This is a genomic window from Actinopolyspora mzabensis (assembly GCF_900101095.1).
Classification (GTDB): Bacteria; Actinomycetota; Actinomycetes; order Mycobacteriales; family Pseudonocardiaceae; genus Actinopolyspora; species Actinopolyspora mzabensis.
The window spans coordinates 137,458-159,139 of sequence record NZ_FNFM01000003.1; the positions used below are offsets into that span (position 1 = coordinate 137,458).

Annotated in this window: 21 protein-coding genes; 12 read left to right on the plus strand and 9 right to left on the minus strand. The window is 66.8% G+C overall.

Going from position 1 to position 21,682, the window contains the following annotated elements:
- Positions 1–35: 35 nt before the first annotated feature.
- Both BLR41_RS05755 and BLR41_RS05760 read right to left on the minus strand, forming a co-directional pair.
- On the minus strand, positions 36–473 hold the full coding sequence (locus tag BLR41_RS05755; RefSeq protein WP_092626954.1) for a universal stress protein: 438 nt from the start codon (positions 471–473) through the stop codon (positions 36–38).
- A gap of 75 nt (positions 474–548) precedes the next feature.
- Positions 549–1,001, minus strand: coding sequence for a universal stress protein (locus tag BLR41_RS05760; protein WP_092626955.1), 453 nt, complete (start codon positions 999–1,001; stop codon positions 549–551).
- Between the two features lie 356 nt (positions 1,002–1,357).
- On the opposite strand from BLR41_RS05760, the gene BLR41_RS05765 reads away from it, so the two are divergent.
- A complete protein-coding gene (locus BLR41_RS05765) occupies positions 1,358–2,239 on the plus strand; it encodes a universal stress protein (protein WP_092627207.1) in 882 nt (293 codons plus the stop codon).
- A 51-nt stretch (positions 2,240–2,290) separates the two neighbouring features.
- On the opposite strand, the gene BLR41_RS05770 is transcribed toward BLR41_RS05765, so the two are convergent.
- The gene (locus BLR41_RS05770; RefSeq protein WP_092626956.1) at positions 2,291–2,716 is read right to left on the minus strand and encodes a pyridoxamine 5'-phosphate oxidase family protein; all 426 of its coding nucleotides are present in this window, start codon (positions 2,714–2,716) and stop codon (positions 2,291–2,293) included.
- 177 nt (positions 2,717–2,893) lie between these two features.
- Here BLR41_RS05770 and BLR41_RS05775 point away from each other — a divergent pair, with 177 nt between their 5' ends.
- Genes BLR41_RS05775 through BLR41_RS05785 form a run of 3 tightly spaced genes read left to right on the plus strand, consistent with a single transcriptional unit; the run spans position 2,894 to position 5,057 of the window.
- A complete protein-coding gene (locus BLR41_RS05775) occupies positions 2,894–3,784 on the plus strand; it encodes a universal stress protein (RefSeq protein WP_092626957.1) in 891 nt (296 codons plus the stop codon).
- A 46-nt stretch (positions 3,785–3,830) separates the two neighbouring features.
- Positions 3,831–4,436, plus strand: a complete 606-nt coding sequence (locus BLR41_RS05780) for an Rv1733c family protein (RefSeq protein ID WP_092626958.1) — start codon at positions 3,831–3,833, stop codon at positions 4,434–4,436.
- Between the two features lie 27 nt (positions 4,437–4,463).
- Complete coding sequence (locus BLR41_RS05785; protein WP_245693922.1) at positions 4,464–5,057, plus strand: CBS domain-containing protein; 594 nt, start codon at positions 4,464–4,466, stop codon at positions 5,055–5,057.
- Between the two features lie 48 nt (positions 5,058–5,105).
- Here the strand turns inward: BLR41_RS05785 and BLR41_RS05790 are convergent, their stop codons facing one another.
- On the minus strand, positions 5,106–6,857 hold the full coding sequence (locus BLR41_RS05790) for a sensor histidine kinase (RefSeq protein ID WP_092627208.1): 1,752 nt from the start codon (positions 6,855–6,857) through the stop codon (positions 5,106–5,108).
- Between the two features lie 236 nt (positions 6,858–7,093).
- Entirely contained in the window at positions 7,094–7,741 is a 648-nt protein-coding gene (locus tag BLR41_RS05795; protein ID WP_092626960.1) for a response regulator, read from the minus strand.
- A 719-nt stretch (positions 7,742–8,460) separates the two neighbouring features.
- On the opposite strand from BLR41_RS05795, the gene BLR41_RS05800 reads away from it, so the two are divergent.
- The 6 genes from BLR41_RS05800 (at position 8,461) to BLR41_RS05825 (ending at position 14,169) form a co-directional block, all read left to right on the plus strand.
- Complete coding sequence (locus BLR41_RS05800) at positions 8,461–8,754, plus strand: WhiB family transcriptional regulator (RefSeq protein WP_425426881.1); 294 nt, start codon at positions 8,461–8,463, stop codon at positions 8,752–8,754.
- Between the two features lie 328 nt (positions 8,755–9,082).
- Positions 9,083–10,093 carry an iron-siderophore ABC transporter substrate-binding protein gene (locus BLR41_RS05805; RefSeq protein ID WP_245693923.1) on the plus strand — a complete coding sequence of 337 codons (1,011 nt, stop codon included), beginning with the start codon at positions 9,083–9,085 and terminating at the stop codon, positions 10,091–10,093.
- A gap of 131 nt (positions 10,094–10,224) precedes the next feature.
- Positions 10,225–11,163, plus strand: a complete 939-nt coding sequence (locus BLR41_RS05810) for a quinone oxidoreductase family protein (protein ID WP_092626961.1) — start codon at positions 10,225–10,227, stop codon at positions 11,161–11,163.
- Between the two features lie 294 nt (positions 11,164–11,457).
- Positions 11,458–11,865, plus strand: coding sequence for a cold-shock protein (locus BLR41_RS05815; RefSeq protein WP_092626962.1), 408 nt, complete (start codon positions 11,458–11,460; stop codon positions 11,863–11,865).
- Between the two features lie 339 nt (positions 11,866–12,204).
- The gene (locus BLR41_RS05820; RefSeq protein ID WP_092626963.1) at positions 12,205–12,465 is read left to right on the plus strand and encodes a DUF3040 domain-containing protein; all 261 of its coding nucleotides are present in this window, start codon (positions 12,205–12,207) and stop codon (positions 12,463–12,465) included.
- Positions 12,466–12,663: 198 nt separating this feature from the next.
- Positions 12,664–14,169 carry an SDR family oxidoreductase gene (locus BLR41_RS05825; RefSeq protein WP_092626964.1) on the plus strand — a complete coding sequence of 502 codons (1,506 nt, stop codon included), beginning with the start codon at positions 12,664–12,666 and terminating at the stop codon, positions 14,167–14,169.
- 5 nt (positions 14,170–14,174) lie between these two features.
- Here the strand turns inward: BLR41_RS05825 and BLR41_RS05830 are convergent, their stop codons facing one another.
- Both BLR41_RS05830 and BLR41_RS05835 read right to left on the minus strand, forming a co-directional pair.
- Entirely contained in the window at positions 14,175–14,594 is a 420-nt protein-coding gene (locus tag BLR41_RS05830; protein ID WP_342745329.1) for a gamma-glutamylcyclotransferase family protein, read from the minus strand.
- A 120-nt stretch (positions 14,595–14,714) separates the two neighbouring features.
- Positions 14,715–15,236: a hypothetical protein gene (locus tag BLR41_RS05835; RefSeq protein ID WP_092626966.1), complete on the minus strand. Its 522-nt coding sequence runs from the start codon at positions 15,234–15,236 to the stop codon at positions 14,715–14,717.
- 463 nt (positions 15,237–15,699) lie between these two features.
- Here BLR41_RS05835 and ligD point away from each other — a divergent pair, with 463 nt between their 5' ends.
- Positions 15,700–16,620, plus strand: coding sequence for a non-homologous end-joining DNA ligase (gene ligD, locus BLR41_RS05840; protein WP_092626967.1), 921 nt, complete (start codon positions 15,700–15,702; stop codon positions 16,618–16,620).
- Positions 16,621–16,818: 198 nt separating this feature from the next.
- Entirely contained in the window at positions 16,819–17,706 is an 888-nt protein-coding gene (locus BLR41_RS05845; RefSeq protein ID WP_092626968.1) for a universal stress protein, read from the plus strand.
- Positions 17,707–17,884: 178 nt separating this feature from the next.
- Here BLR41_RS05845 and BLR41_RS05850 read toward each other — a convergent pair whose 3' ends face one another.
- Positions 17,885–20,416 carry an ATP-dependent Clp protease ATP-binding subunit gene (locus BLR41_RS05850; RefSeq protein WP_092626969.1) on the minus strand — a complete coding sequence of 844 codons (2,532 nt, stop codon included), beginning with the start codon at positions 20,414–20,416 and terminating at the stop codon, positions 17,885–17,887.
- A 112-nt stretch (positions 20,417–20,528) separates the two neighbouring features.
- Entirely contained in the window at positions 20,529–21,581 is a 1,053-nt protein-coding gene (ku, locus tag BLR41_RS05855; RefSeq protein ID WP_092626970.1) for a non-homologous end joining protein Ku, read from the minus strand.
- Between the last annotated feature and the right edge of the window lie 101 nt (positions 21,582–21,682).

A 21,682-nucleotide genomic window follows, 5' to 3' on the forward strand; every position in this document is an offset into this window, starting at 1 on the left:
TGTGCACAGCGAGGAAGCGAATCGACAGCGCCCTGCTATTCGCTGCGTTCGCGTACCACGACCACCGGACACGGCGCGTGATGTACGCAGTGTTGGCTGACCGACCCCAGCAACGCGCCGGTGAAACCGCCGTGTCCACGACTGCCCACGACCAGTAGATCGGCGTCCTCGGCCGCATCCAGCAGGGCCCCGGCGGGAATTCCCCGCACTACTCGTTGCCGTATCCCGACATCGACCCCGAGCTGGCTGACGGCGTCGGCGACCGCCTGCGACAACCGCTGTTCGGCCCGCTGATCGATGTCCTCCTCCGGAATCGGGGCGCCCAGGCCGTAGTAGCTCGGATGCGTCCAGGCGATCAACGCGGTGACTTCCGCTCCGCTGTTGGACGCGTAGCGTAGTGCCCAGGACAGTGCTTCTGCCGCGCCCGAGGAGCCGTCCACACCGACGACCACTCGTTCCTGTTCGGTACTCATCGCGTCCCCCCATGCCTTCGAGCGGTTTGTCGCTGATCAGGAGCGCGGGAACGGTTGCCCTGGGTTCATCGTGTCTTATCGGGAGCCGCCGTGCTGGTCAGCCCGTACGACCACGACCGGTGTGCGGGCATGTGCCACGCAGTGTTGGCTGACCGACCCCAGCAACGCGCCGGTGAAACCGCCGTGTCCACGACTGCCCACCACGAGCAGTGCGGCCGCCGTCTCGTTCGCCACGTCCAGCAGCGCTCTGGCCGGATGCCCCTGGACCACCTCGCGGTGCGAGACCACGGAGGTCTCCTCACCGAGGGTTTCCGCGAGCACGGCGTTGAGCGTCCGTGCCGCGTCCCTGTCGAGATCCGCACCGTTCGGTACTTCCCAACCGTAGATCGGTGGGTACTCCCAGGCGATCACGGCCGTTATCTCCCCCTCGGTGAGCCGGGCCTGCCGGCCAGCCCAGCGAAGTGCTGCCTTCGAGGCCGGTGAGCCGTCGACACCGACAGTGATCCGATAGGTGGTTTCCTCAGTCATCACGCCCCTCCACCTCCACGTTCTCCCGAGCGGAGCGAGCTCGCATTTCGGTCATGGCGTACCGGGGCGGAGACGCGGGCTGTGAACGGCCCGCCCTCCCGGGCTCAGGAAGAAAACTGCTCCTCCCGGACCCCAACTCACACGGATGGAGAGTGAAACGTCTCTGTCCAACCAACAGTGCACGGGGGCACACAGGAAAAAGAGAACAGAGCTGATCCACCCCGGCGAGTCGTGGAGCCGTGTCGAGCACCGTTCCGGAAGCAGGCGCGGCGGGACCCACGCTCGACACGTCCGAAACGAGCCGGCGGGCTCGTCCGACGCGGGCGATCTGTGCGCTGTTGCCCGACCATCCGGGTATGGCGACTTCACACAACGGCAGGATCGTCGTGGGAACCGACGGCTCGGACTCGGCGGTGCGTGCTGCGCTGTGGGCTGCCGACGAGGCACGACGTCGCTCGGCCGTGCTGCGGCTGGTGCACGGGTACGCGATGCCGGCAAAAGGGTACCCGCGATTTCTCGTGCCGATGCGTGCCCTTCGCAACGGGCTCCGCGCCCAGGCGCGGACAGCGCTGCACACCACGAGCGAGACCGTGCGCGCAGCCGTACCCGCTATCGAGATCGAGACCCGCATAGTCGAGGCTCCACCGGCCGTTGCGCTGCTTCGGGAGTCCCACGGCTCCCTGCTGACCGTTGTCGGTTCGCGCGGCCTCGGGGGTTTCAGCGGGATGCTGGTCGGTTCGGTGGCGATGGCACTGGTGGGCCACTCGAGTGTCCCCACAGTGGTGGTACGGGATGAGGATTCGCGCGATCCGGCGCACCGTTCCCTGCCCGTCGTGGTCGGTGTGGACGGTTCCCCGGCCAGTTCGGCCGCAGTGGCGTTCGCCTTCCAAGAAGCCGCGGCTCGCGGGGTCGCGTTGACCGCCGTGCACGTCGGCAAGGGCGACCACGCGTCCCCTTCCGAAACGGAATCGGACCGCGCGCTGCTCTCCGAACGGACCGCCGGGTGGCAGGAAGACTGTCCCGATGTGCCGCTGGAACAGCTCGTGGTCACCGGGCACGTGGTACGCACCCTGCTCGAGGTCGCCTCCCGCGCTCAGCTGCTCGTGGTGGGCAATCGGGGAACCGGGGGGTTCCACGGGATGTTGCTCGGCTCGACCAGCCGTTCACTCGTCGTGCACGCGCCCTGCCCGCTGGCAGTGGTAGGCGCCGAGGACGTTACCGGAACAGCCGTCGCCTAGTGGGACTCCGGCTGCCACGGCGAGAACACACCGGAACTCGGACGGGCTGCACTAGCCCGGGGCTTCGCTGGTCACGTGCGGCAGTGCCAGTCGTCGTCCGGTTACCATCTCGAACGGTATTCGCAGGAAGTAGTCCCGCAGCGGCACCCAGGAAGATTTGGCCGGATCAGCCAGTGTGACCAGCTGGTCGATGTCTTGGATCCGTTCGGCGCGCCCGTGGACTATCACGCTCCACCCCGACCGGGTCGCCAGATCGATGTGGTCGGCCTCGAAGGCCACCACGTTCCCGTTGAGTTTGGAGAGGCTTCCCTCACGGCCGGTGCGGATCACCACGCTCGCGCCGTCCACCACGAAGTTCACGGGTCGAATGGCGGGCAGAGCCTCGTCGGTGAACACCACTCGGCCCACCTGCGCGGAGGACAGCAGCACGATGCTCTCCCGCGTGGTCAGGGAACGAAGCTCGTTGTGTGTGTTCATCGTGGGGATCCCGGTGGTATTCGTCGGGTTCGTAACGCCAACGGTCCACCAACTCCCCTCCGACACCACAGGGCACAAAGTAAGTCATCCGGGGGGTTACCTTCGTGCCGCGAGTCGCCCGTGGTCGCCGTGCGTGAATGCCACCGGCCGGTCATGCTCGGTCCGGATGGAGGAAGTATGAGCCCGGGCGGCGGAGCGAGCAGGACCGTGGTGGTGGGGGTCGACGGTTCCGATGCCTCCACCGACGCGGTGCGCTGGGCCGCGTCGGTGGCTTCGTGGCGTAACGCCCGATTGTGGCTGGTGCACGTGTTTCGTCCCGCCGCGGCGGGCCACCGACCGGAGGAGCACGCCGGGGCCGGAACACCGCACGATGCCGAACACATTCTCTCGTTCGCGGCCTCGGCGGCCGGCGAGATCGTCGCCGACCTGCCGGTCTCCACCCGAAGCGTGCACGGGCGAGCGGTGCCCGCGCTGCTGGCGGAGACACAGCACGCGGGCCTGCTCGTGCTGGGCGCTTCCGGACGTGGCGGCTTCGCCGGGATGCTGATCGGCTCGACCGCGGCAGCGGTGCTCAGCAGGGCGGCTTGCCCGGTCGTGGTAGTACGTTCCCGTCCCGGAGCCGAACACTTCCCGGCCGAAGGGTCGGTGGTGGTCGGTATCGACGGAAGCCCCATCAGCGAACGAGCGTTGGCCGCCGCGTTCGACTACGCGGCACACTGGCACACCACACTGGTGGCGGTGCACGCCTGGAGCGACGTCGAGTACGACACGTCGGCGAGCCCCGATGCCACCGACGAGGGCTACGCCGAGAGCGGGGAGCGGCTGTTGGCCGAGCGTCTCGCGGGGTGGCGGCAGCGGTATCCCGACGTGAGCGTGCGACGCGTGGTCGGAAAAGACCGTCCTCGACAGCAATTGTTGCGCGGTTCCGAGACCGCTCGTCTCGTGGTGCTCGGCAGTCGCGGTAGGGGCGGTTTTCGTGGACTGCTGCTCGGTTCCACCAGCCAGGCGTTGATCGAGCACTCCCACTGCCCGGTACTGGTGATACGTCCCCTGCGGGAGGAGTGGTGATCGGAAGTCGTCGGTACTCGCGGATACCCCTGGAGAGGCGGTGAGCATGGGGGAGTGTCTCCTGCGGTTGCGCCGGTTGCTGCTGCCGGGTGCCAACCCCCTGGCCCGGCCCTCCGACCGGCTCGAAGGAAGAGTGCTGACTCTCGTGCTGTTACTGCCGCTGGTGGCCACCCCGTTCGCGGTGGCGAGCGGTGCACAGACCTACGGGGAGTGGCTCGGGGTGGCGAGTAGTCAGGCACGGGAGCGGCAGCAGGTCACCGCGGTGTTGTTGGAAGACGCCGGTCCGCCACCGGCAGCGGTACGTGCCGGTTCCCGACCCAGGGCCGGAGTTCGCGCAACCTGGCAGGCTCCCGACGGCTCCGCCCGCACCGGAATGGTGGCGGCCCCTGCCGGTTCCCCCGAACGCAGCCGGGTGCGTATCTGGACGGATCGCAGTGGGCGTGCTGTTCCCGCCCCGATGACCTCGGCCGCGGCGGTTCGTGAGGCGACGGCGGCCGCGGCGACGCTGTGGCTGACCGTGCTCTTCGGTGCCGTGGGCGGGTTCTGGGTGTTCCGGCGGTGTCTGGATCGTCTCCGACGGTGTAATTGGCAACGCGAATGGGAACACTTCGAACGCCACTGGAGTGGCTATCGGGACAGCGGTGAGGGATGAGGGACGGAGATGCGCGTACGAGACGTGATGAGCGAGGTGCCGATCACGGTGCGTACCGACACGTCGGTCAAGACGGCCGCCGCGTTGCTGGTCGAACACGGGCTCACCGCGCTTCCGGTGCTCGACGGTGAGGACTACCCGCTCGGCACGGTGACCGAGCTCGATCTCGTACGGGATCGTTTCCCGCGTGATCCGCGATATTCCAACGAGGAGCGGGATCGGCCCTCGCCCCCGGAAACGGTGGGAGAGTTGATCACGACCCGAATAACCGGTCTCAACCCCGAAACCGACGTGACCGATCTGGTCAAGGTGCTGCTGGAAGAACGCGTGCGCAGCGTGGCGGTGATCGACGAACAGCGACTCGTCGGTATGGTCACCGGCCGGGACCTGGTACGGACGCTCGCCAGGGACGACGATCTGTTGGCTCGCGACATCCGCTACCGGCTCTCCTTCATAGGTGGGCCGCGGCGGTGGAGCATTCGGGTCTCGGAAGGTGTGGCGGTCATCGTCGACGAGTTCGACAGTCCGGAGGACCGACACGTCGCCCGTGTCCTGGCCGAGAGCGTGCCCGGGGTGTTGCGCGCCAGGTGCAGTGCTGCCGAGTCCACCGCGACGGGATGAGGGGACGTTTCCCCGGACTCCGCGTGCCGACCGGCTCGTTGCCGCTCCTCACGACTCCGGGCTTGGTAGTGGCGCCGACCAGCTCAACCTGGTCCCTCCCCCGGGGAGCGGAGTCGCCTCCATCGTTCCCTCCACTCGCCGCGCCCGTTGTGCGAGGTTGTCCAGCCCGCTGCGCGTGACTCCGGCCGGTATACCCGAACCGTCGTCGACGACGGTGACGGTCAGCTCGTCGGTGACCGAGACGGTTACCGCCACGCTGCTCGCGTCGGCGTGGCGCACGGTATTGCTCAGTGCTTCCCGGATCACGGCCTCCGCCTGTTCGGCCAGCTCCTCGGGGACCGCGCTGAGCGGGCCACTCATGTGCACCTTCGCTTCCAGCCCGGTTTCGGCGATCGATTCCGAGACGATTTCGTTCAGTCGGGTGCGGAGCTCGGATCCGTGACGTGTGCTGTTGCGCAGATCGAAGATCGTGTCGCGTATGTCGTTGACCACCTGCTGTAGCTCCGTCGTGGTTGTGCTCAGCCGCTGTCCCACTTCGAAATCGGTGGTGCGTCCCTGCGTGTTCTGCAGGGACAGCCCGATGGCGAAAAGTCGCTGGATCACGTGATCGTGCAGATCACGTGCTATCCGGTCCCGATCGCCGAGTACTTCCAGTTCGCGCAGTCGGTGTTGGTCGTCCGCCAGCCGGAGCGCCAGTGCCGCCTGGTCGGTGAATCCCGCCACCAACCTCAGCTGCTCGGAGTCGAAGGAAGTGGCTCCGGGATTCCTAGCCACCACGAGTACTCCCGAAACCGTTTCGGAACTGGAGCGCAGCGGCAGAATGAGTGCCGGACCGAAGGAAGCCGTCTCGGCGCCCAGATCGAGCGTGCTCACGTGCCGAGGGAGCCGTTCGCGGAAGACCGCTCCACAGGGCGAGGTGCTCACCGGGATCTCCCGCCCGACAAGCCCGAGGCCCATGGCGCCTGCCGAAACCGAGATCGTGAGCCTATCGACCTCCTCGGAAGGCACATCGGGCTCCCCGGGCAACGCCAGAAACGTGCAGTCCGCCCCGCTGATCTCGTGCGCCCGATCGGCGATCAGATCCAGCGCCTCGGCGGGATCGCTGGCCGCCAGCAGCGCGGCACGGATCTCGCTGGTCGCCTCCTGCCAGCGTTGCCGCAGCCGGGCCTGCTCGTAAAGGCGCGCGTTCTCCACCGCGATTCCCGCCGCCGCAGCGAGTGCGCTAACCATCGTCTCGTCGGCCTCGGTGAACGCGTCATCGCCGATTTTCTCGGTGAGATAGAGGTTGCCGAACACTTCGTTGCGCAGGCGGATCGGAACACCGAGAAAGCTCCGCATCCGAGGGTGATTCGTCGGAAAGCCCACCGATTGGGGGTGCTGTGACAGTTCCGTCAGCCGCACCGGCTCGGGGTGATCGATCAGCAGTCCCAGCAGGCCCCGTCCCCGGGGCAACTCGCCGATTCGGTGGCGGGTCTCTTCGTCGATACCCTCGTATATGAATTCAGCCAGCCCGTCGCCGTCCGGGTTCAGTACCCCCAGTGCGCCGTACTTCGCTCCCACGACCCCCGTAGCCGCCTGAACGATCCGCCGGAGGGTCGTGTCCAGTTCCAGTTCGGAGGAAACGGCGAGTATCGCTTCCAGTAGTACGTCTGCTCGATCGCCGGCACCGCTGTCCCGTTCGATGAGCTCCCAGGCACCGCGTAGTAGTTCCCGTGAGCGGGACTGCGACAGTGCGTCTCGTGTTTCGGGGGGAAGCGGAAAATCGCCGGATCCTCCGGGTGGCGATTCACTGCCCGACACGTGTCCCACGATGCCACCGGTCGCGACGCCCTGCCACTCTCACGGTCCGTGCCCGGCAGCGGTGCGGCACCGTCGTATTCCCATCTGCCCCGAGGCGTTCGTTTCGTATGCGAACGGGACCGACGTCGGACTCGAGGCGAGCACCGGAACACGGTATGTAGCTGGAGACACGGGCAGTCGCCGGGAACTCGAACCGTCGCCGGGAACTCCGGCGAAGCGGACTGCCGGCCGCCCCCTCAGCGCGGAGTCCCTCGTTGGTCGCGCAAGCGGGTGGCCAGCACGGCCGCCTGGGTACGACGCTGCAGTCCCAGTTTGGTCAACAGGCGGGAGACGTAGTTCTTGACCGTCTTCTCGGCCAGGTACATGCGTTGCGCGATCTGGCGGTTGGTCAGTCCCTCCCCGATCAGGTCCAGCAGGACCCGCTCGCGCTCGGACAGCTGGGGGAGCTCCTCCGAACCGCCCCCGCCGCTCCGCAGTTGATTCAACAGCGTCCTCGTCGCCCGGCTGTCGAGTATCGAATGTCCCGACCCCACCCGGTGCACGGCCGAGAGCAGTTCGAAGCCCTGCACGTCCTTGATGACGTAGCCACCGGCTCCGGCCAGAATCGCCTGCAGCATCGCCTCCTCGTCGGTGAACGAAGTCAGCATCAAACAGTTCAGTCCGGGGAGCTTGGAGCGCAGTTCCCGGCACAGTTCGACTCCGTTGCCATCGGGGAGCCGTACATCCAGTACCGCCAGATCGGGCCGCAGCGCCGGTGCGCGGGCCAGTGCTCGTGCGACAGTGGCCGCTTCACCGACCACTTTCAGTTCCGGGTCCGATTCCAGCAGATCCGCGACTCCACGCCGGACAACTTCGTGGTTGTCGACCAGAAACACCGTGATCATGCGATATCACCCCATCGATTTGGCGATCACCGGTGTACGGCGGAGCCCAATGGTGTGTAGGATGCAGCCGATCAGTTTCGTGCGGGTGAGCATTCGTACGGTTGACTGGCCGACCCGCCATTGGTGCTGCCCGCTGCTGCGGGCTGCTCCGTAGTGAGTAGCACGCGGTTGTGGTTACCACTCTGCGAGGGCGGCTGGGGCCAGTCAAGGTTTGAGCTCGCGAAACGCGGTACTGGTCAAACAAGGCAAACGTGGCTACCGTGGTAATTCGGGCGCAACACCGGAAGCTTGTGGTCCGGTGTTTGATCGCATTGTCGGTCCTCGGAGTAATCACGGTGGATGCGGCGGCAACAACAGCAGGGGCGCTACCGCGTTATTTCGCGGTGTGACGGCGCGCGCGTTTTCCCAAGGTCCTCGCGATCGGCGGTAAACACGCGCTGCGCGCCGTCCGGTGGTTTCGGTTTTTCCGGTCGACGGGGCCTCCCGGTTGATCGGGCGAGGCGTTGTGAGTCGACACACGCGGCCGGAGCGGAACTGTCGCGGCTGCCACGACGTTGCGGGTGAGGTTGGTCGCCATCCTCGTGACGTCGATGTGAATGGCACGTAGCGTCCGTGCGGCCTTTTCACAGCCACGACTTGTGCTCATGCGTGGGCACGAACTCCCGAACAGATCAATCAGGTAGGCACACGACCGCGCCCGAGAAGAGAGGAGGCGCCACATGATGGACAACACGAATACCGATTGGCAGCACCGCGCGAGCTGCCGTGACGAGGATCCGGAACTGTTCTTCCCGGTATCCGAGGTGGGGCCGGGCGCGCAGCAGGTGCAGCAGGCCAAGAAAATATGCGCGCAGTGCCCGGTCAGCTCCGAGTGCCTCGCTTACGCGCAGCGTACCGGACTGGATTTCGGCATTTTCGGTGGGATGACTCCGGAGGAGCGTCGCGAGGCGGGGCGCCGTGCTCGTGGTGCGGCTAGGGGCGTCGATTCCCGCGAGTCCGCCGCTCGTCGGTGAATTGCGGAAAGTCGACGAGGACGTCCTCGCACCCTCCCCGCGTCACGCCGCGGCCCCTCTCCCGGACGTTTCGATCGTGACCGAGGCATTTTCCGCGTTTCCCGGTGCGGCTGTGCTCCACCGGAGGAGCCGGAGGGGAGATTTCGCGTCGAATATCCGGGTGGGGCATCCGTCGTGACACTGCCGTAGCCGACGAACACCTCGAGTGATCGGCTCCGCCGTCGATGAATCTGCCCGCTAGGTTAGGCTAACCTTTGTACTGGTTGGGTGTGGTCGGGTCCGACCCGTCCACACCGCCACCATCGGCCGCTACAGCGGGAGGACAGGGGTGCGGAGCAGACTCGGAAACATACGCCGTTTCGGCGGTTTGCTGAGCGTGGTGTTGTTGGCCACCGTGCTTTCGGCATGTGGCCAGGGGGACCCTTCGGGTGAATCCTCGGACGAAGCCACCGACAACGCGGCCTTCCCGGTTACCTTGTCGAGCAAGTTCGGCGAGGTCACCGTGCCGGAGAAGCCCGAACGAGTGGTCGCACTCGGCTGGTCGGACGCGGAGACCGCGCTGGATCTGGGCGTGCAACCGGTCGGGGTCAGCGACTGGCTCGACTTCGGCGGAAACGGGGTAGGCCCCTGGGCGGCGGGAGAGTTCACCGAACCCCCCGAGATGCTGGGAACCAACGAGATCGACTACGAGAAGGTCGCCTCGCTCGAACCCGACCTCATCCTCAACACCCGCTCGGACGGATCCAGGGAAAAGCACCAGACGCTGTCCAAGATCGCGCCGACGCTCGCTCCTCCCGCTGACACCGTTCCGTACGGCACCAGTTGGCGCCAACAACTCGACCTGGTTTCCAAGGCGTTGGGCAAGCCCGAGGCGGGGCAGGCGCGGATCGCCGAGGTGGAGCGGGCGTTCTCCGAGGCGCTGTCCCAATATCCCCAGCTGCAGGACAAGACGGTGGGAGTGGGTGCCTACTACGGTAGCAACCAGTACGGGGCCTATCTCACCGGTGACTCCCGGGTTCGCTTCATGCGGGAGCTGGGTATGACGAACAAACCCGAGATCGACGAGTTGGGTTCGGGCAGTTTCTACGTCGACATCTCGCGGGAACGACTCGATGTGCTCAGCGCCGATCTGACAGTGGTTTTCGCGATCAACGGTAGTTCGCAGCAACTGCGGCAGGATCAACTGCTGGACCGGATCTCCGCCGCCAAGGACGATCGTCTCGTCATTCTGGACGACCCGGATGTCATCAGTGCCTTCTCCAGCGGTTCCGCCAGTGGTATGGAGTACGCGCTGCAACAGGTCGCTCCGGTCTTCGCCGAGCACGTCGCCGAGTCCTGAGCCGGTTCCCGCCGGTGCGTTCCGACCCCGTGCGCTCGCGGTTGTCCCGGGCCGCCGTCGGACCCAGACACGGCCCCGGAGGAACCTCGCGCGCATGGAAGATTCACGGCGGACGTGTGGTTGTGCGGGGTATGCGAGCTATTGGAGTTACCGAGTTCGGCGGACCCGAGAAGCTGCGTGCCGTGGATGTCGCGCAGCCGAAGCCCGAGCAGGACGAGGTCAGGATTCGGGTGCACGCCGCGGCGGTAAATCCGACCGACACCGTGCTGCGCGCGGGCGGCCATCGCACCGAAGGGCTGGAACCGCCCTACATACCGGGTATGGACGCAGCCGGAGTGATCAGTGCGGTGGGGACCGAGGTGAGCACCTGGCAACCCGGTGACCGCGTCATGGCCGTAGTGGTGCCCGTGGATGAACGGGGCGGTGCCTACGCCGACGAGATCGTGGTTCCCGAGGACTCCGTGGCGGCCATCCCCGAGGGAGTCGATTTCGCTGCCGCCGCCACACTGCCGATGAACGGGTTGACCGCTCATCTGGCGCTGGAGCAACTCGCCCTGGCCGAGGGCGAGACCCTGGCTGTCACGGGGGCAGCGGGAGCTTTCGGTGGTTATGTCGTTCAGTTGGCCAAGGACCGCGGGTTGTACGTGATCGCCGATGCCGCAACCGCCGACGAGCAGCTGGTACGTGATCTCGGTGCCGACGCGGTGGTGCGCCGTGGTGCGGATGTGGCCGAGCGAATTCGTGAACTGGTACCCGAAGGCGTGGCCGGAGTGGCCGACGGCGCGGTACTCGACGGTGAGGTGGCCCCGGCCATCCGTGACGGTGGTGGTCTCGCCGTGGTGCGCGGCTGGAACGGCGATCCCGGACGTGACATCCGCGTGCACCGGGTGCTCGTGGTCCATGCCGCCAGGGACCACGTCGCCCTGGACCGGTTGCGTGCGAAAGTCGAGAGCGGAGTACTCAGTCTCCGAGTCGCGAGCGTCCTACCGGCGGAGCGGGCCGACGAGGCTCATCGCGAGCTGGAGGGTGGTGGAGTGCGGGGACGTCTCGTGCTCGACTTCGAATCCTGAACGAGCCGTGTCCGAAGCTACGACCGGCCGCGGCCGGTCGTAGCTTCGGATGGTCGCTGATACATTACCGGCAGGGATTCTCCGGGTATCGAGAACTCGAGTCCGCCCACCCGGAACAGCTCGGTGAGCGACTGTGTCTCGGGAACCGGGTGCGGGAGTCCGGTGGGGTGGTCGATTTCGCGATGGGGGAGTACCACGGGTAGGTCCGTCGGCTTTCACACCGTGTGATGGTGTGGCGGCTCGGAATGCTTCCGGGGAATCCCGAACGCTGTTCAGAGTTGATGAAACGAGGTAATGGGTATCAAGGGTGAGGTGATCCGGTTCGACACTTCCCGGGGCTTCGGGTTCGTGTCGCCGGAAAGTGGTGGTGAGGATGTTTTCGTCCACGTCAACGATCTGCTGGTGGACGAGGGGTTGATTTCTCCGGGCACGACCGTCGAGTTCAACGTCGAGGACGGGGAACGCGGGCTGAAGGCCTCGGATGTTCGTCTTGCCGGTGGCGCCCGGTCCGCGGGCGGCTCCGGCGGGAAGTCACCGGCCGATTCGGCAGGTGACTCCGACGTCCTCACGCTCGACGAATTGTCCGCAGAGATAACCGAGGCACTGTTGGGCGCGGTTCCCACCATGACGGGTGGGCAGGTTCTGCAGGCTCGGCAACGGCTGCTCAAACTGGCCGAAGAGCACGGTTGGGTCGGACGGTGACGAGTGCCGACTCCCTGCGGTGAGTCCCTGTCCCCGCGGGATGTCCTTACCGTCCGAACCGTCGCGTGTGTGTCGGTTCGTGCGGAGGCCCGTAGTTGCCGCTACGTAGTTGCCCCGACGAAGCTTCTCCCGTCGGATACCCGGGCCTGCCCGGGAGCCCGACGGGAGAAGCTTCGTCGGGTGATCGTCCCGGTTGACCGGGAGGACGAACTGCCACTTCGGCGTGGGAAATTTTCGAAATTTCTTCCCGTGGGAGGACTGGTCGTCCGGCCCCGTCCGGTGTGACACTACTTACCCCGGAGGACGGCAACGCGGACAGGCAGGCACGGGAGGTTGTCGATGTTGGGCAAGTACGAACGTCGCAGCCTGGAAGAGATCGAGCACCGGCTGAGCCAGGAAGATCCCGAGTTGGCGCGCGGGCTGGCGCAGGGGAAGCCCAGAACCATTCGACGCAGGTTTCCACCGTTGCTCGTACTGGCCGCCCTCGTGATGGTGCTTTCGGTGACCCTGCTCGTGCTCGCCGAGTTCGGGTCGGCCGTGCTCGCCGCCGTGCTGGCGGGCGGAGTTCTGACCTTCTGGCGCTGGCGCAGCCGTTCCTGAACCGCATTCTCGGCTGTGTTGGCGCGTAGCGTCATCGCGGTGGCGAGTGGAGCCGTTTCCGGTGTATTCGCGCGTTCTGCCGTGCGGACGAGGTGCACGAATCACGACGGAATCTTCCCCGATCCCGCGGGCACCCTTTGGTGCTCCTCGCCACGCACCGGAACTGCGTGAACCATTTTCTCTTGTCATCATGGCGACATGCTGTGCCTGGTAACCGGTGCCACGGGGTACATCGGTGGTCGGCTCGTGCCGCGCCTGCTGGCCGAGGGGCATCGAGTCCGCTGTCTCGTGCGCGATCCGGACAAGCTCCGCGACGTTCCCTGGGCCGACCGGATCGAGGTCGTTCGCGGCGACGTGCTGGATCCGGACAGCATGCGCGCCGCTTGTCACGGTGTCGACGTGCTCTATTACCTGGTGCACTCGATGTCCGGTGCCGGTTTCGTCGAACGCGACCGCCGGGGCGCTTCGGAGACCGGGCGAGTGGCCGCTGAGGCAGGCGTTTCCCGGATCGTGTATCTCGGTGGGCTGCACCCTACCGATCGCGGCGAACTCTCCGAACACCTCGGTTCCCGGGTCGAGGTCGGAAACATCTTTCTCGCGGGGCCCGTACCGGCCGTCGTGCTGCAAGCCGCTGTCGTGCTGGGCTCCGGATCGGCCAGTTTCGAGATGCTGCGATACCTCACCGAACGGTTGCCGGTGATGGTCACACCACAATGGGTACGAAACCGGGTTCAACCCATCGCGATTCGGGATCTGCTGCACTACCTGGTTCGTGCCGCCGAAATCCCGGAGCCGCTCAATCGGACCTTCGACCTCGGTGGGCCGGAGATCCTCACCTACGAGCAGATGATGCGGCGCTACGCGGCGGTCGCGGGGCTGCCGCGCCGCGTGATGCTGCCGGTGAGCGTGCTTTCACCACGGCTGAGCTCGCACTGGATCAACATAGTCACTCCCGTGCCCAAATCGATCGGTGCTCCGCTGATCGACTCGCTGGTGCACGAGGCGGTGTGTACCGAGCACGACATCGACGCCTACGTCGCCAGACCCGAGCAGGGACTGCTCTCGTACGAACAGGCCGTGCGCCTGGCCCTGGCCCGGGTTCGCAACGGACAGGTGGATACCCGCTGGTCCGATGCATCGGGGGACAGACCCTCGGATCCGTTGCCCTCCGATCCGCAGTGGGCGGGTGGTAGTGCCTACCGCGATGTGCGGGTCCGTCGGACATCGGCCGCGCCGAAAACCGTCTGGCGAGTCATCGAAAGCATCGGAGGTCGCAACGGCTGGTACTCCATGCCACTGGCATGGGCGGCACGAGGCTGGGTCGATCGTCTGGTGGGAGGTGTGGGGCTTCGGAGAGGACGGCGTGACGCCCACGAACTCCGAACCGGCGACGCGCTGGACTGGTGGCGAGTGGAGCAACTCGACGACGGCAGGCTGCTGCGGCTGCGTGCCGAGATGAAACTACCCGGACGTGCCTGGCTCGAACTGGGCGTCCATCCGGACACGGGCTCGGGATCCGTGTACCGGCAGCGGGCCGTGTTCGTGCCCCGTGGGCTCTTCGGCCATCTCTACTGGTGGGCCGTCGCCCCGTTCCACGGGGCCGTCTTCGGGGGCATGGCACGCAACATCGTCCGCGAGGCGGAGCGGTCGGCCGGACGGTACCGTGCCGCGGAGGGGTCTTCCGGGTACCACAAACCCGGATGAGTCCGTTACGACTCGCACCAACCGTGGGGCAGCTCGGTCATGCCGGATACCGAACGACACCAGACGTAGACCCAGCAGCGGCGCTGATCCCGGAGTGTGAGGACGCGGCGGAGGTATTCCGGACCTTCGTAGCGGTCCAGGACGGACAGTGACCGCTCCGGTTCCCGCAGTACGTAGACCTCGGCGGGGATTCCCTCGCTCGCCGCGGGAACCGAGTCGGTGGGGATGAAAGCCGGATAGCCCTGTCCGGTGTCGTAGAGCCGTCCCGCGAGCAGGGTGTCGTTCTCCCGCCGGCTCGCCAGGGATCTCATGAGATCGCCTGCCGGGCCCGTGCTGCGCAAGGTGCCGTAAACCGCGACCCGCCACGGTCGTTGTTCGTCGTGCGGTCGCGGGACGGTCGTGTGCGTCGTTCCCACAGGGCTCACTCGATACGGTCGTCCAGCCCCACAAGCCCGGGATTCGGTAGGGAATTCCCGGGCCGAGCCTCCCCGGTGATCACCGCCCCCGTACGTCGCCGGACCGCGTACCAGCGGGGAGTCACCGAGCTACTGCGAACCGGGGTCGGGGTCGCGCTTGCTCAGCCCCGAGAGCAGCCGTTCCATCACCTGGGGATCGACGTCGTCGGGGAGTTCCTCCGACTGTTCGGAGGCGTTGGAACGTTTCGGCTCCCGACGGGGGAGTGGAACGTCCGAAGCACGCATCCCCTGCGGCAGTTCCAGTTCGCACCAGACGATGCGTCCTCGGCCCTCGGGTGAGACCACACCGGTGTGCACACCCGCGAGATTCGACGAGACAGCGGGAGGCAGCACACTCTGGTCGTCCTCGACCTCGATCACCAGATTGTTGCCGTGAATCCGCAGCCGGACCGAGACGAAACCCGGTGACTGCGAATCCGAGTGCTCGACGACGGCGGACACGAGCCGGGTAGCCGCCGCTGTCGCCTCGTCGGTCATCGGGCGCAGGGACCACTCGCTCAGGGTGAAACGGACGAACATGTCGGTGCAGTTCACGGCGCTTTGCAGCGCGACGAGCCGAAGGTCGTCGGTCTGCGCGGTCTCGGTATCCACCTCGGTCCTTCCATCGTCGGCGTCGTAGCCGGTAACCGAAAGGTCACGTGTTGTCCAACCGGATCCTCTGCGGCTGTGGCTCGGCCCACGAACCAGTTGTCACTTCGCACCGGAGGTACGTGACGGTGCTGCCGACAGCGGTACGTACACCCGGCTGGACTGTCCCGCGTTGGCGTTCGCGCCTACCGAGTGGGACCGCGGTAACGCAACGTCCATTCGCGTGATACTTCGAATGTTCGCATATTCATGGTCACCGACCGAATCGTACCCGCCGGCCACCGAGTAGCTCCGTAGCTGTTCGGTGCGGCGTGTCGCGGCTCAAGCACGAGTTCCCCCGCTGGCGTGTTTCGCCTCACAGTCGCATCCTCGAGGGGACCGAGGAGGGCAACGTTCGCCCAATCTTCTCGGGCGACACGATCGGATAACTCCAGTCAGCCGTTGTCCAGCAGTGGGGAGCGGACACTTGAACGTCTCGTTCGACGTCGACGGTAGGTCGATCAGCGTTTCCCGCCCCGGGAAGGTGCTCTTTCCCGTCGACGGGATCACCAAGCAGCGGATCGTCTCCTACTACCGCGAGGTGGCTCCGGCGATGTTGCCCCACCTGCGCGACCGACCGATGGTCATGGAGCGGTTCCCGGACGGCATCGACGGTGAACGCATCGTGCAGCACAACGTGCCGGACTTCTTTCCCGAGTGGATCCCCCGCGTCCGGGTGGCCAAGAAGAGCGGTGGGCACAACGAACTCGCGGTGTGTGGCGACACTCCGACACTGCTCTACCTCGCCGGGCAGGCCTGCCTTACCCCTCACCCGTGGTTGTCCAACCGGGAGTACCCCGCGGTGCCGGATCGGCTGGTGTTCGATCTCGATCCCTCGGTCGATGAGCCCGATTCGCTGCGCACCGCTGTTCGGCTGGTCGGCGAGACCCTGGAGGAGCTCGGGCTCGTCCCGTTCCCGATGACCACCGGCTCCCGGGGGTTTCACGTGGTCACCCCGATACGCGGCGAGCACTCGTTCGACGAGTCGCACGAGCTGGCCTTCGGCGTCGCCCGGCTGCTGGCGGCACGTCTGCCCGCGACGCTGACCGTCGAGCAACGCAAGAAGGAACGAGGCGAACGCGTTTTCGTCGACTATCTACGCAACGGCTACGCCCAGACCGCGGTAGCGCCGTACGCGGTGCGTGCTCGCACCGGTGCACCGGTCGCCGCTCCGCTGTGGTGGTCGGAGCTGGATTCGATCGGCCCGGCCTCGTTCACCATCCACGAGATGCCCGCGCGGTTGCGTGCCTACGGCGACCCGTGGGAGGAGTTCGCCGACAGCGCCCGGTCGGCCGCGCATGCCCGGAGCCGGTTGTCCCGGCTGCGGGAGGGCACACCGGGCAGGTGACCCGCCCGTCGTCCCACCGGAACGGTGCGTACTCGTGCGACGAACTTCGGGAGGCGGTGGGCCCGCGGATCGCTGCGGCCCGGTGCGGCAGGTGTCATGGTTGGTTCCGGGCGCTGCTCCTGGCAGCCCTGCGAACTCGGGACGCCGCGCCGACACGCACCTCCGCCCGGACCGATGCCATGACCACCGGAGTGAGACATGTCTACCATCGCGAAACCGATTCTGGTCGGAATCGACGGTTCTCCCACCGCTTTCGAAGCCGTTCGCTGGGCGGCTCGCGAGGCAGCCCACCGTTCGGCACCGTTGCGCTTGGTGCACGCCGACGTCTCGGCCACGGGCTATGTTCCCGACACGTTGGGAACCTCCACACCGGAACCCACCAACGAGACGGCACGGGAATTCGTCAGCGACTGGCTGCGCGACGCTCGGGAAATCGCGGCCGCCGAGGATCCGGAACTCGTGGTGGACACGGCCGTGCGTAGCGGATCCGCCCGCACCGTGTTGCTGGACGAGTCCAGCACTGCACGGCTGGTCGTGGTCGGCAGCCGTGGTCTCGGCAGTTTCAGCGGCGTGATACTGGGCTCGGTGGCGATCGCGTTGACGCACCACGGGCAGTGTCCGGTGGCGGTGGTGCGGGAGCCCGACGAGGGAGCGGAACCCGCCGAGCTCCCCGTCGTCGTCGGCGTGGACGGTTCCGGTCCCGGTGAGCTCGCGCTGCGGTGGGCGTTCGACATGGCCGCGTCCCGCTCGACCGGGATCATGGCGGTGCATGCCTGGCACGACCTGGTTGTGGGGGAGCTGTGGACCCGTGCGCAGGCGGACAAGACCTGGGAATCCGTTCGCGCCGACGAGCAGCGGCTGCTCGCCGAAGTGCTGGCGGGTTGGCGGGAGGAATATCCCGACGTGCCGGTGCACGAAATCGTCGGTTACGGCAAACCCGCGCGGCTGCTGTTGGAACAGGCCGACAACGCTCAACTGGTGGTGGTGGGGGCACGTGGTCGCGGTGGGTTGGCGGGGCTGTTGCTGGGCTCGACCAGCCAGACCCTGCTGCACCACGCGCCCTGCCCGGTCATCGTCGCTCGCTGAGAGCCCTCCCGGGCCGGATAACCGGGCTGCGACATAACCGGGCTGCGACATAACCGGGCTGCGACACGAACGGGCGGCGACTCCGGATGGAATCGCCGCCCCCGTTACTCGGTACCGGCCCTGCGGAGGGGCCGGGGTGTCGCTTCACCCGCCGAGAGCCTCACCGGCGGACTTCCGGTCAGACGGAGGCCTCCGCAGGTTGCGGTTGCACCGAGAACCGCAGTCGGTCCTGGTCGGCCCCGACAACCACGCGTTGACCCTGGGCGAGTTCTCCGTCCAGCAGCAGGTCCGAGATCGAGTCGTCCACTTCGCGCTGGATGGTCCGCCGTAGCGGGCGGGCCCCGTAATCGGGCTGATGCCCGTGCTCGGTCAGCCAGTCCACCGCGTCCGATTCGAACGTGATGTCGATCCCCTGTGCCTGCAGTCGTTGTTTGGTCTCGTCCAACAACAGCTCGGTTATGCTGCGCAGCTGGTCCGACTCCAGTCTGCGGAACACCACGATCTCGTCGATCCGGTTGAGGAACTCGGGGCGGAACGAGTCACGCAGCCGGACCATCAACCGGTCCCGTGCCGCCTCGGTGGTCTGTTCCTCCTCCCTGGTGCTGAACCCGAGCACGCCGGAACGATTGGAGATGATGTCCGAACCCAGGTTGCTGGTCATGATCAGCACCGTGTTCCGAAAGTCCACCGTGCGCCCTTGGCCGTCGGTGAGGCGGCCGTCCTCCATGACCTGCAGCAGGATGTTGAAAACGTCGGTGTGCGCCTTCTCGATCTCATCGAGCAGCACCACGGAGTAGGGCCTGCGCCGGACTTCCTCGGTGAGCTGACCCGCCTCGCCGTAACCGACGTACCCCGGGGGAGCGCCGACCATCCGACTGGCGGTGTGCGCCTCCTGGTACTCGCTCATGTCCAGCCGGACCATCCGGTCCTGGTCACCGAACAGCGATTCGGCAAGAGCCCGGGCCAGCTCGGTCTTGCCGACCCCGGTCGGCCCCAGGAACAGGAAAGTGCCGACCGGCCGGTTCGGGTCTCCCATGCCGGTTCGGGAACGGCGTACCGCGCGGGAGACCGCGTGAACGGCTTCGTCCTGACCGACGACCCGGTGATGCAGCTGTTCCTCCAGCCGCATCAGCCTGCCCTTCTCCTCCTCGGTCAGCTGGGTGACCGGGATTCCGGTGGCTCGGGAGACGACCTCTGCTATGTCCGTCGACCCGACCTCCGGGATCCCGTCGGGGCTGTGCCGCTGCTGCCGGATCCTGTTCTGCACCTGGTTGATCTCGTCCCGCAGCTGCGAAGCCTGCTCGTAGTTCTCGTTCGTGACCGCCTGAGCCTTGTCCCTGCTGAGCTGTTCGGCCTGTTCCTCCAGCTCGCGGACATCGGTCGTGGGAGTACGGGTGCGCAGACGTTTGCGTGCCCCGGCCTGATCGAGCAGGTCGATGGCCTTGTCCGGCAGGTAGCGGTCCGCGACGTAGCGGTCGGAGAGCTCTGCGGCGGCGTTGATCGCCTCGTCGCTGAACCGCACCTGGTGGTGCGCCTCGTAGCGGTCCCGCAGCCCCCGCATGATCTGGACCGTGTCCTCGACACTGGGTTCGGCGACGTCGATGCGTTGGAAGCGACGTTCCAGCGCGGCGTCCTTCTCGATGTTCTTGCGGTACTCGTCCAGTGTCGTGGCCCCGACCACGTGCAGATCGCCCCGGGCCAGCCTCGGTTTGAGCATGTTGCCGGCGTCCACGGCACCTTCTGATCCGCCCGCGCCGACGACGGTGTGCAGTTCGTCGATGAAGATGATCAGCTGCTCGCTCTGCTGGCTGATCTCCTCGATGATCTTGTTCATCCGTTCCTCGAAGTCGCCCCGGTAGCGGGTACCGGCGACCACACCGGAGACGTCGAGCTGCACCACTCGCTTGTTCGCCAGCACGTCGGGAACCTCGCCGTCGACGATGCGCTGCGCGATTCCCTCCATGACCGAGGTCTTGCCGACGCCCGCCTCGCCGATGAGCGCGGGGTTGTTCTTCGTTCGGCGCGAGAGCACTTCCACGGTCTGCTCGATCTCCGATTCGCGACCGATCACCGGGTCCAGCCCGCCCTCGCGGGCTCGTGCGGTCAGGTCCTGGCCGTATTCGTCCAGCGTGGGGGTCGGGCTGTGGTGCTGGGCCTCGGGGGTTTGCTGCCCACCGCCGGCGCCCCGGGCCGGCGGCCCGCTCTGCAGCGCTTCCAGGGTCACGTGGGCCGCCGCGAGCATCTGGCCCGCCGTGGATTCCTGGTTCGCCGCCAGCGCGAGCAGCAGGTGATCCGGGCCGATGTAGGACGAGCCCACCGCGCGGGCCACTCGGTGCGCGTCCAGCAGTGCCCGCTTGGCCGCCGGAGTCAGCATGGGGGGTTGGTCGGTGCTCTCGGTCCGCGGCAGCTGCTGCTCGATGCTCTGGGCGATCGCGGCGGGGTCCGCGCCTGCCCGTTCGAGCATCGAACGCGTCGTCTCGGTCTGGCTCGCCGCCCACAGCAGGTGGTGCGCGTCCAGGTCGTGACCGCCGCGTTCGGCCGTGAACCGCGCGGCGGCTGCCATCAGTTCCTGGGCCTGGTGGGTCATCAGGCGGGTGATGTCGACGCGCTGCACCGGTCGGGGAGTGTTGCCCTGTCCGCCGAGAAACCGGGCGAGGAAGTCGTCGAACGGACTCGAACCGGGCCCACCGGAACCGAAGAAGTTGTTCATCACTACCTCTCTCGTTCGCACGCTTCGTTGCGGATCGCGTCTCGTACAACATGAGCGACGCCGATCGGCATTCCTGAGTCGGTTTCGCTCAAGGCTAACGCATTCATCGGACTCAAGGTGATCCACCTCCTTGACCTCGGCCGCGTCTTCGCGGTTTCTTCCCGGCGGGTTCGTTCTCCGGTTGTCTGCTCCGGTGCACACCCGGCGATTCGGTGATCGCCCTCTCCAACTGGGCCCGGTTGAGCTTGGATCTGCCCCGGATGTCGAGTTCGCGCGCACGTCGTCGCAGCTCGTCACGGCTCAACGTGGAAACCGACTCGGCATCCCGTCGATCCGGGGGTGTGTTGCCGCGGGAGGACTCCGCGGTGTTCCCCGGAGAACCCGTTCCGGCGCGGACTCGGGCGGTGCTGCGACGCAGCGCATCGGCCAGGTCAACGGGCTCGGGCGGTTCGGTTCGCTCGGAGACGGCGCGGTTCGCGCGCCCCGCCGCCTTGTCCTCGAGCAATCGCTCGATCCGTGCGGTGTGCGTGTCGTAGTGCTCCGCGGGCCGCCACGGGGTGCTCATCGACCTGATGAGGTCTCCGGCCAGTCGCAACTCCCGCGAGTCGTAGCGCTCGTCTTCGGAGGTGTGCTCGAGCACGTTCGCGGGATCGCGTATCTCTTCGAGGAAGAACAGGGTGTGCAGCACCAGCACGTCGTCCTCCGGACGTACGGCCGTCAGGTACTCCCTCCCCCGGAACACGAAGGTGGCGATCCCCACCCGCCCGGTTTCGGACATCGCGCGGCGCAACAGGGCGTAGGCGCGCGCGTTCCTCCGGTCGGCCGGAGCGAGCCAGTACGACTTCTGGAAGTGCACGGGGTCGATCTCGGAGAGGTCGACGAACTCGTCGACCTCGATCGTTCCGGAACGCTCCGGCGCGACTTCGTCGAGTTCGTGCTGTTCGACCGTGACCAGAACGCCGTCGATCTCCCGCCCCCTGACGACCTCGTCGCCCTCCAGCTCCTTGCCCGTGCGCTCGTTGATCCTGCGATAGCGCACCCTGTCCGAGGTTCCCCGCTCGTACTGGTTGAAACGGATACCGTGCTCCTCGGTGGCGCTGTACAGCCCGACGGGGATGGTGACCAGACCGAACTTGAGCGATCCCGCCCAGATCTTGTGCGGCATGGTTTCCTCCTCACCCGGCCGGTGACCCTGCAAACACGCGCCGCCACTGAAAACACGCGCCGCCCCTGCGCGCTGGATGCCCAGCCGGTGCGGCCCGGCAA

Excerpts from the sequence above, each read along its gene's own strand:
- BLR41_RS05755 (WP_092626954.1), bottom strand. The coding sequence starts at position 473 with ATGAGTACCGAACAGGAACGAGTGGTCGTCGGTGTGGACGGCTCCTCG.
- BLR41_RS05760 (WP_092626955.1), bottom strand. The coding sequence starts at position 1,001 with ATGACTGAGGAAACCACCTATCGGATCACTGTCGGTGTCGACGGCTCA.
- BLR41_RS05765 (WP_092627207.1), top strand. The coding sequence starts at position 1,358 with ATGGCGACTTCACACAACGGCAGGATCGTCGTGGGAACCGACGGCTCG.
- BLR41_RS05770 (WP_092626956.1), bottom strand. The coding sequence starts at position 2,716 with ATGAACACACACAACGAGCTTCGTTCCCTGACCACGCGGGAGAGCATC.
- BLR41_RS05775 (WP_092626957.1), top strand. The coding sequence starts at position 2,894 with ATGAGCCCGGGCGGCGGAGCGAGCAGGACCGTGGTGGTGGGGGTCGAC.
- BLR41_RS05780 (WP_092626958.1), top strand. The coding sequence starts at position 3,831 with ATGGGGGAGTGTCTCCTGCGGTTGCGCCGGTTGCTGCTGCCGGGTGCC.
- BLR41_RS05785 (WP_245693922.1), top strand. The coding sequence starts at position 4,464 with ATGAGCGAGGTGCCGATCACGGTGCGTACCGACACGTCGGTCAAGACG.
- BLR41_RS05795 (WP_092626960.1), bottom strand. The coding sequence starts at position 7,741 with ATGATCACGGTGTTTCTGGTCGACAACCACGAAGTTGTCCGGCGTGGA.
- BLR41_RS05800 (WP_425426881.1), top strand. The coding sequence starts at position 8,461 with ATGATGGACAACACGAATACCGATTGGCAGCACCGCGCGAGCTGCCGT.
- BLR41_RS05810 (WP_092626961.1), top strand. The coding sequence starts at position 10,225 with ATGCGAGCTATTGGAGTTACCGAGTTCGGCGGACCCGAGAAGCTGCGT.
- BLR41_RS05815 (WP_092626962.1), top strand. The coding sequence starts at position 11,458 with ATGGGTATCAAGGGTGAGGTGATCCGGTTCGACACTTCCCGGGGCTTC.
- BLR41_RS05820 (WP_092626963.1), top strand. The coding sequence starts at position 12,205 with ATGTTGGGCAAGTACGAACGTCGCAGCCTGGAAGAGATCGAGCACCGG.
- BLR41_RS05825 (WP_092626964.1), top strand. The coding sequence starts at position 12,664 with ATGCTGTGCCTGGTAACCGGTGCCACGGGGTACATCGGTGGTCGGCTC.
- BLR41_RS05845 (WP_092626968.1), top strand. The coding sequence starts at position 16,819 with ATGTCTACCATCGCGAAACCGATTCTGGTCGGAATCGACGGTTCTCCC.
- BLR41_RS05850 (WP_092626969.1), bottom strand. The coding sequence starts at position 20,416 with ATGAACAACTTCTTCGGTTCCGGTGGGCCCGGTTCGAGTCCGTTCGAC.
- ku (WP_092626970.1), bottom strand. The coding sequence starts at position 21,581 with ATGCCGCACAAGATCTGGGCGGGATCGCTCAAGTTCGGTCTGGTCACC.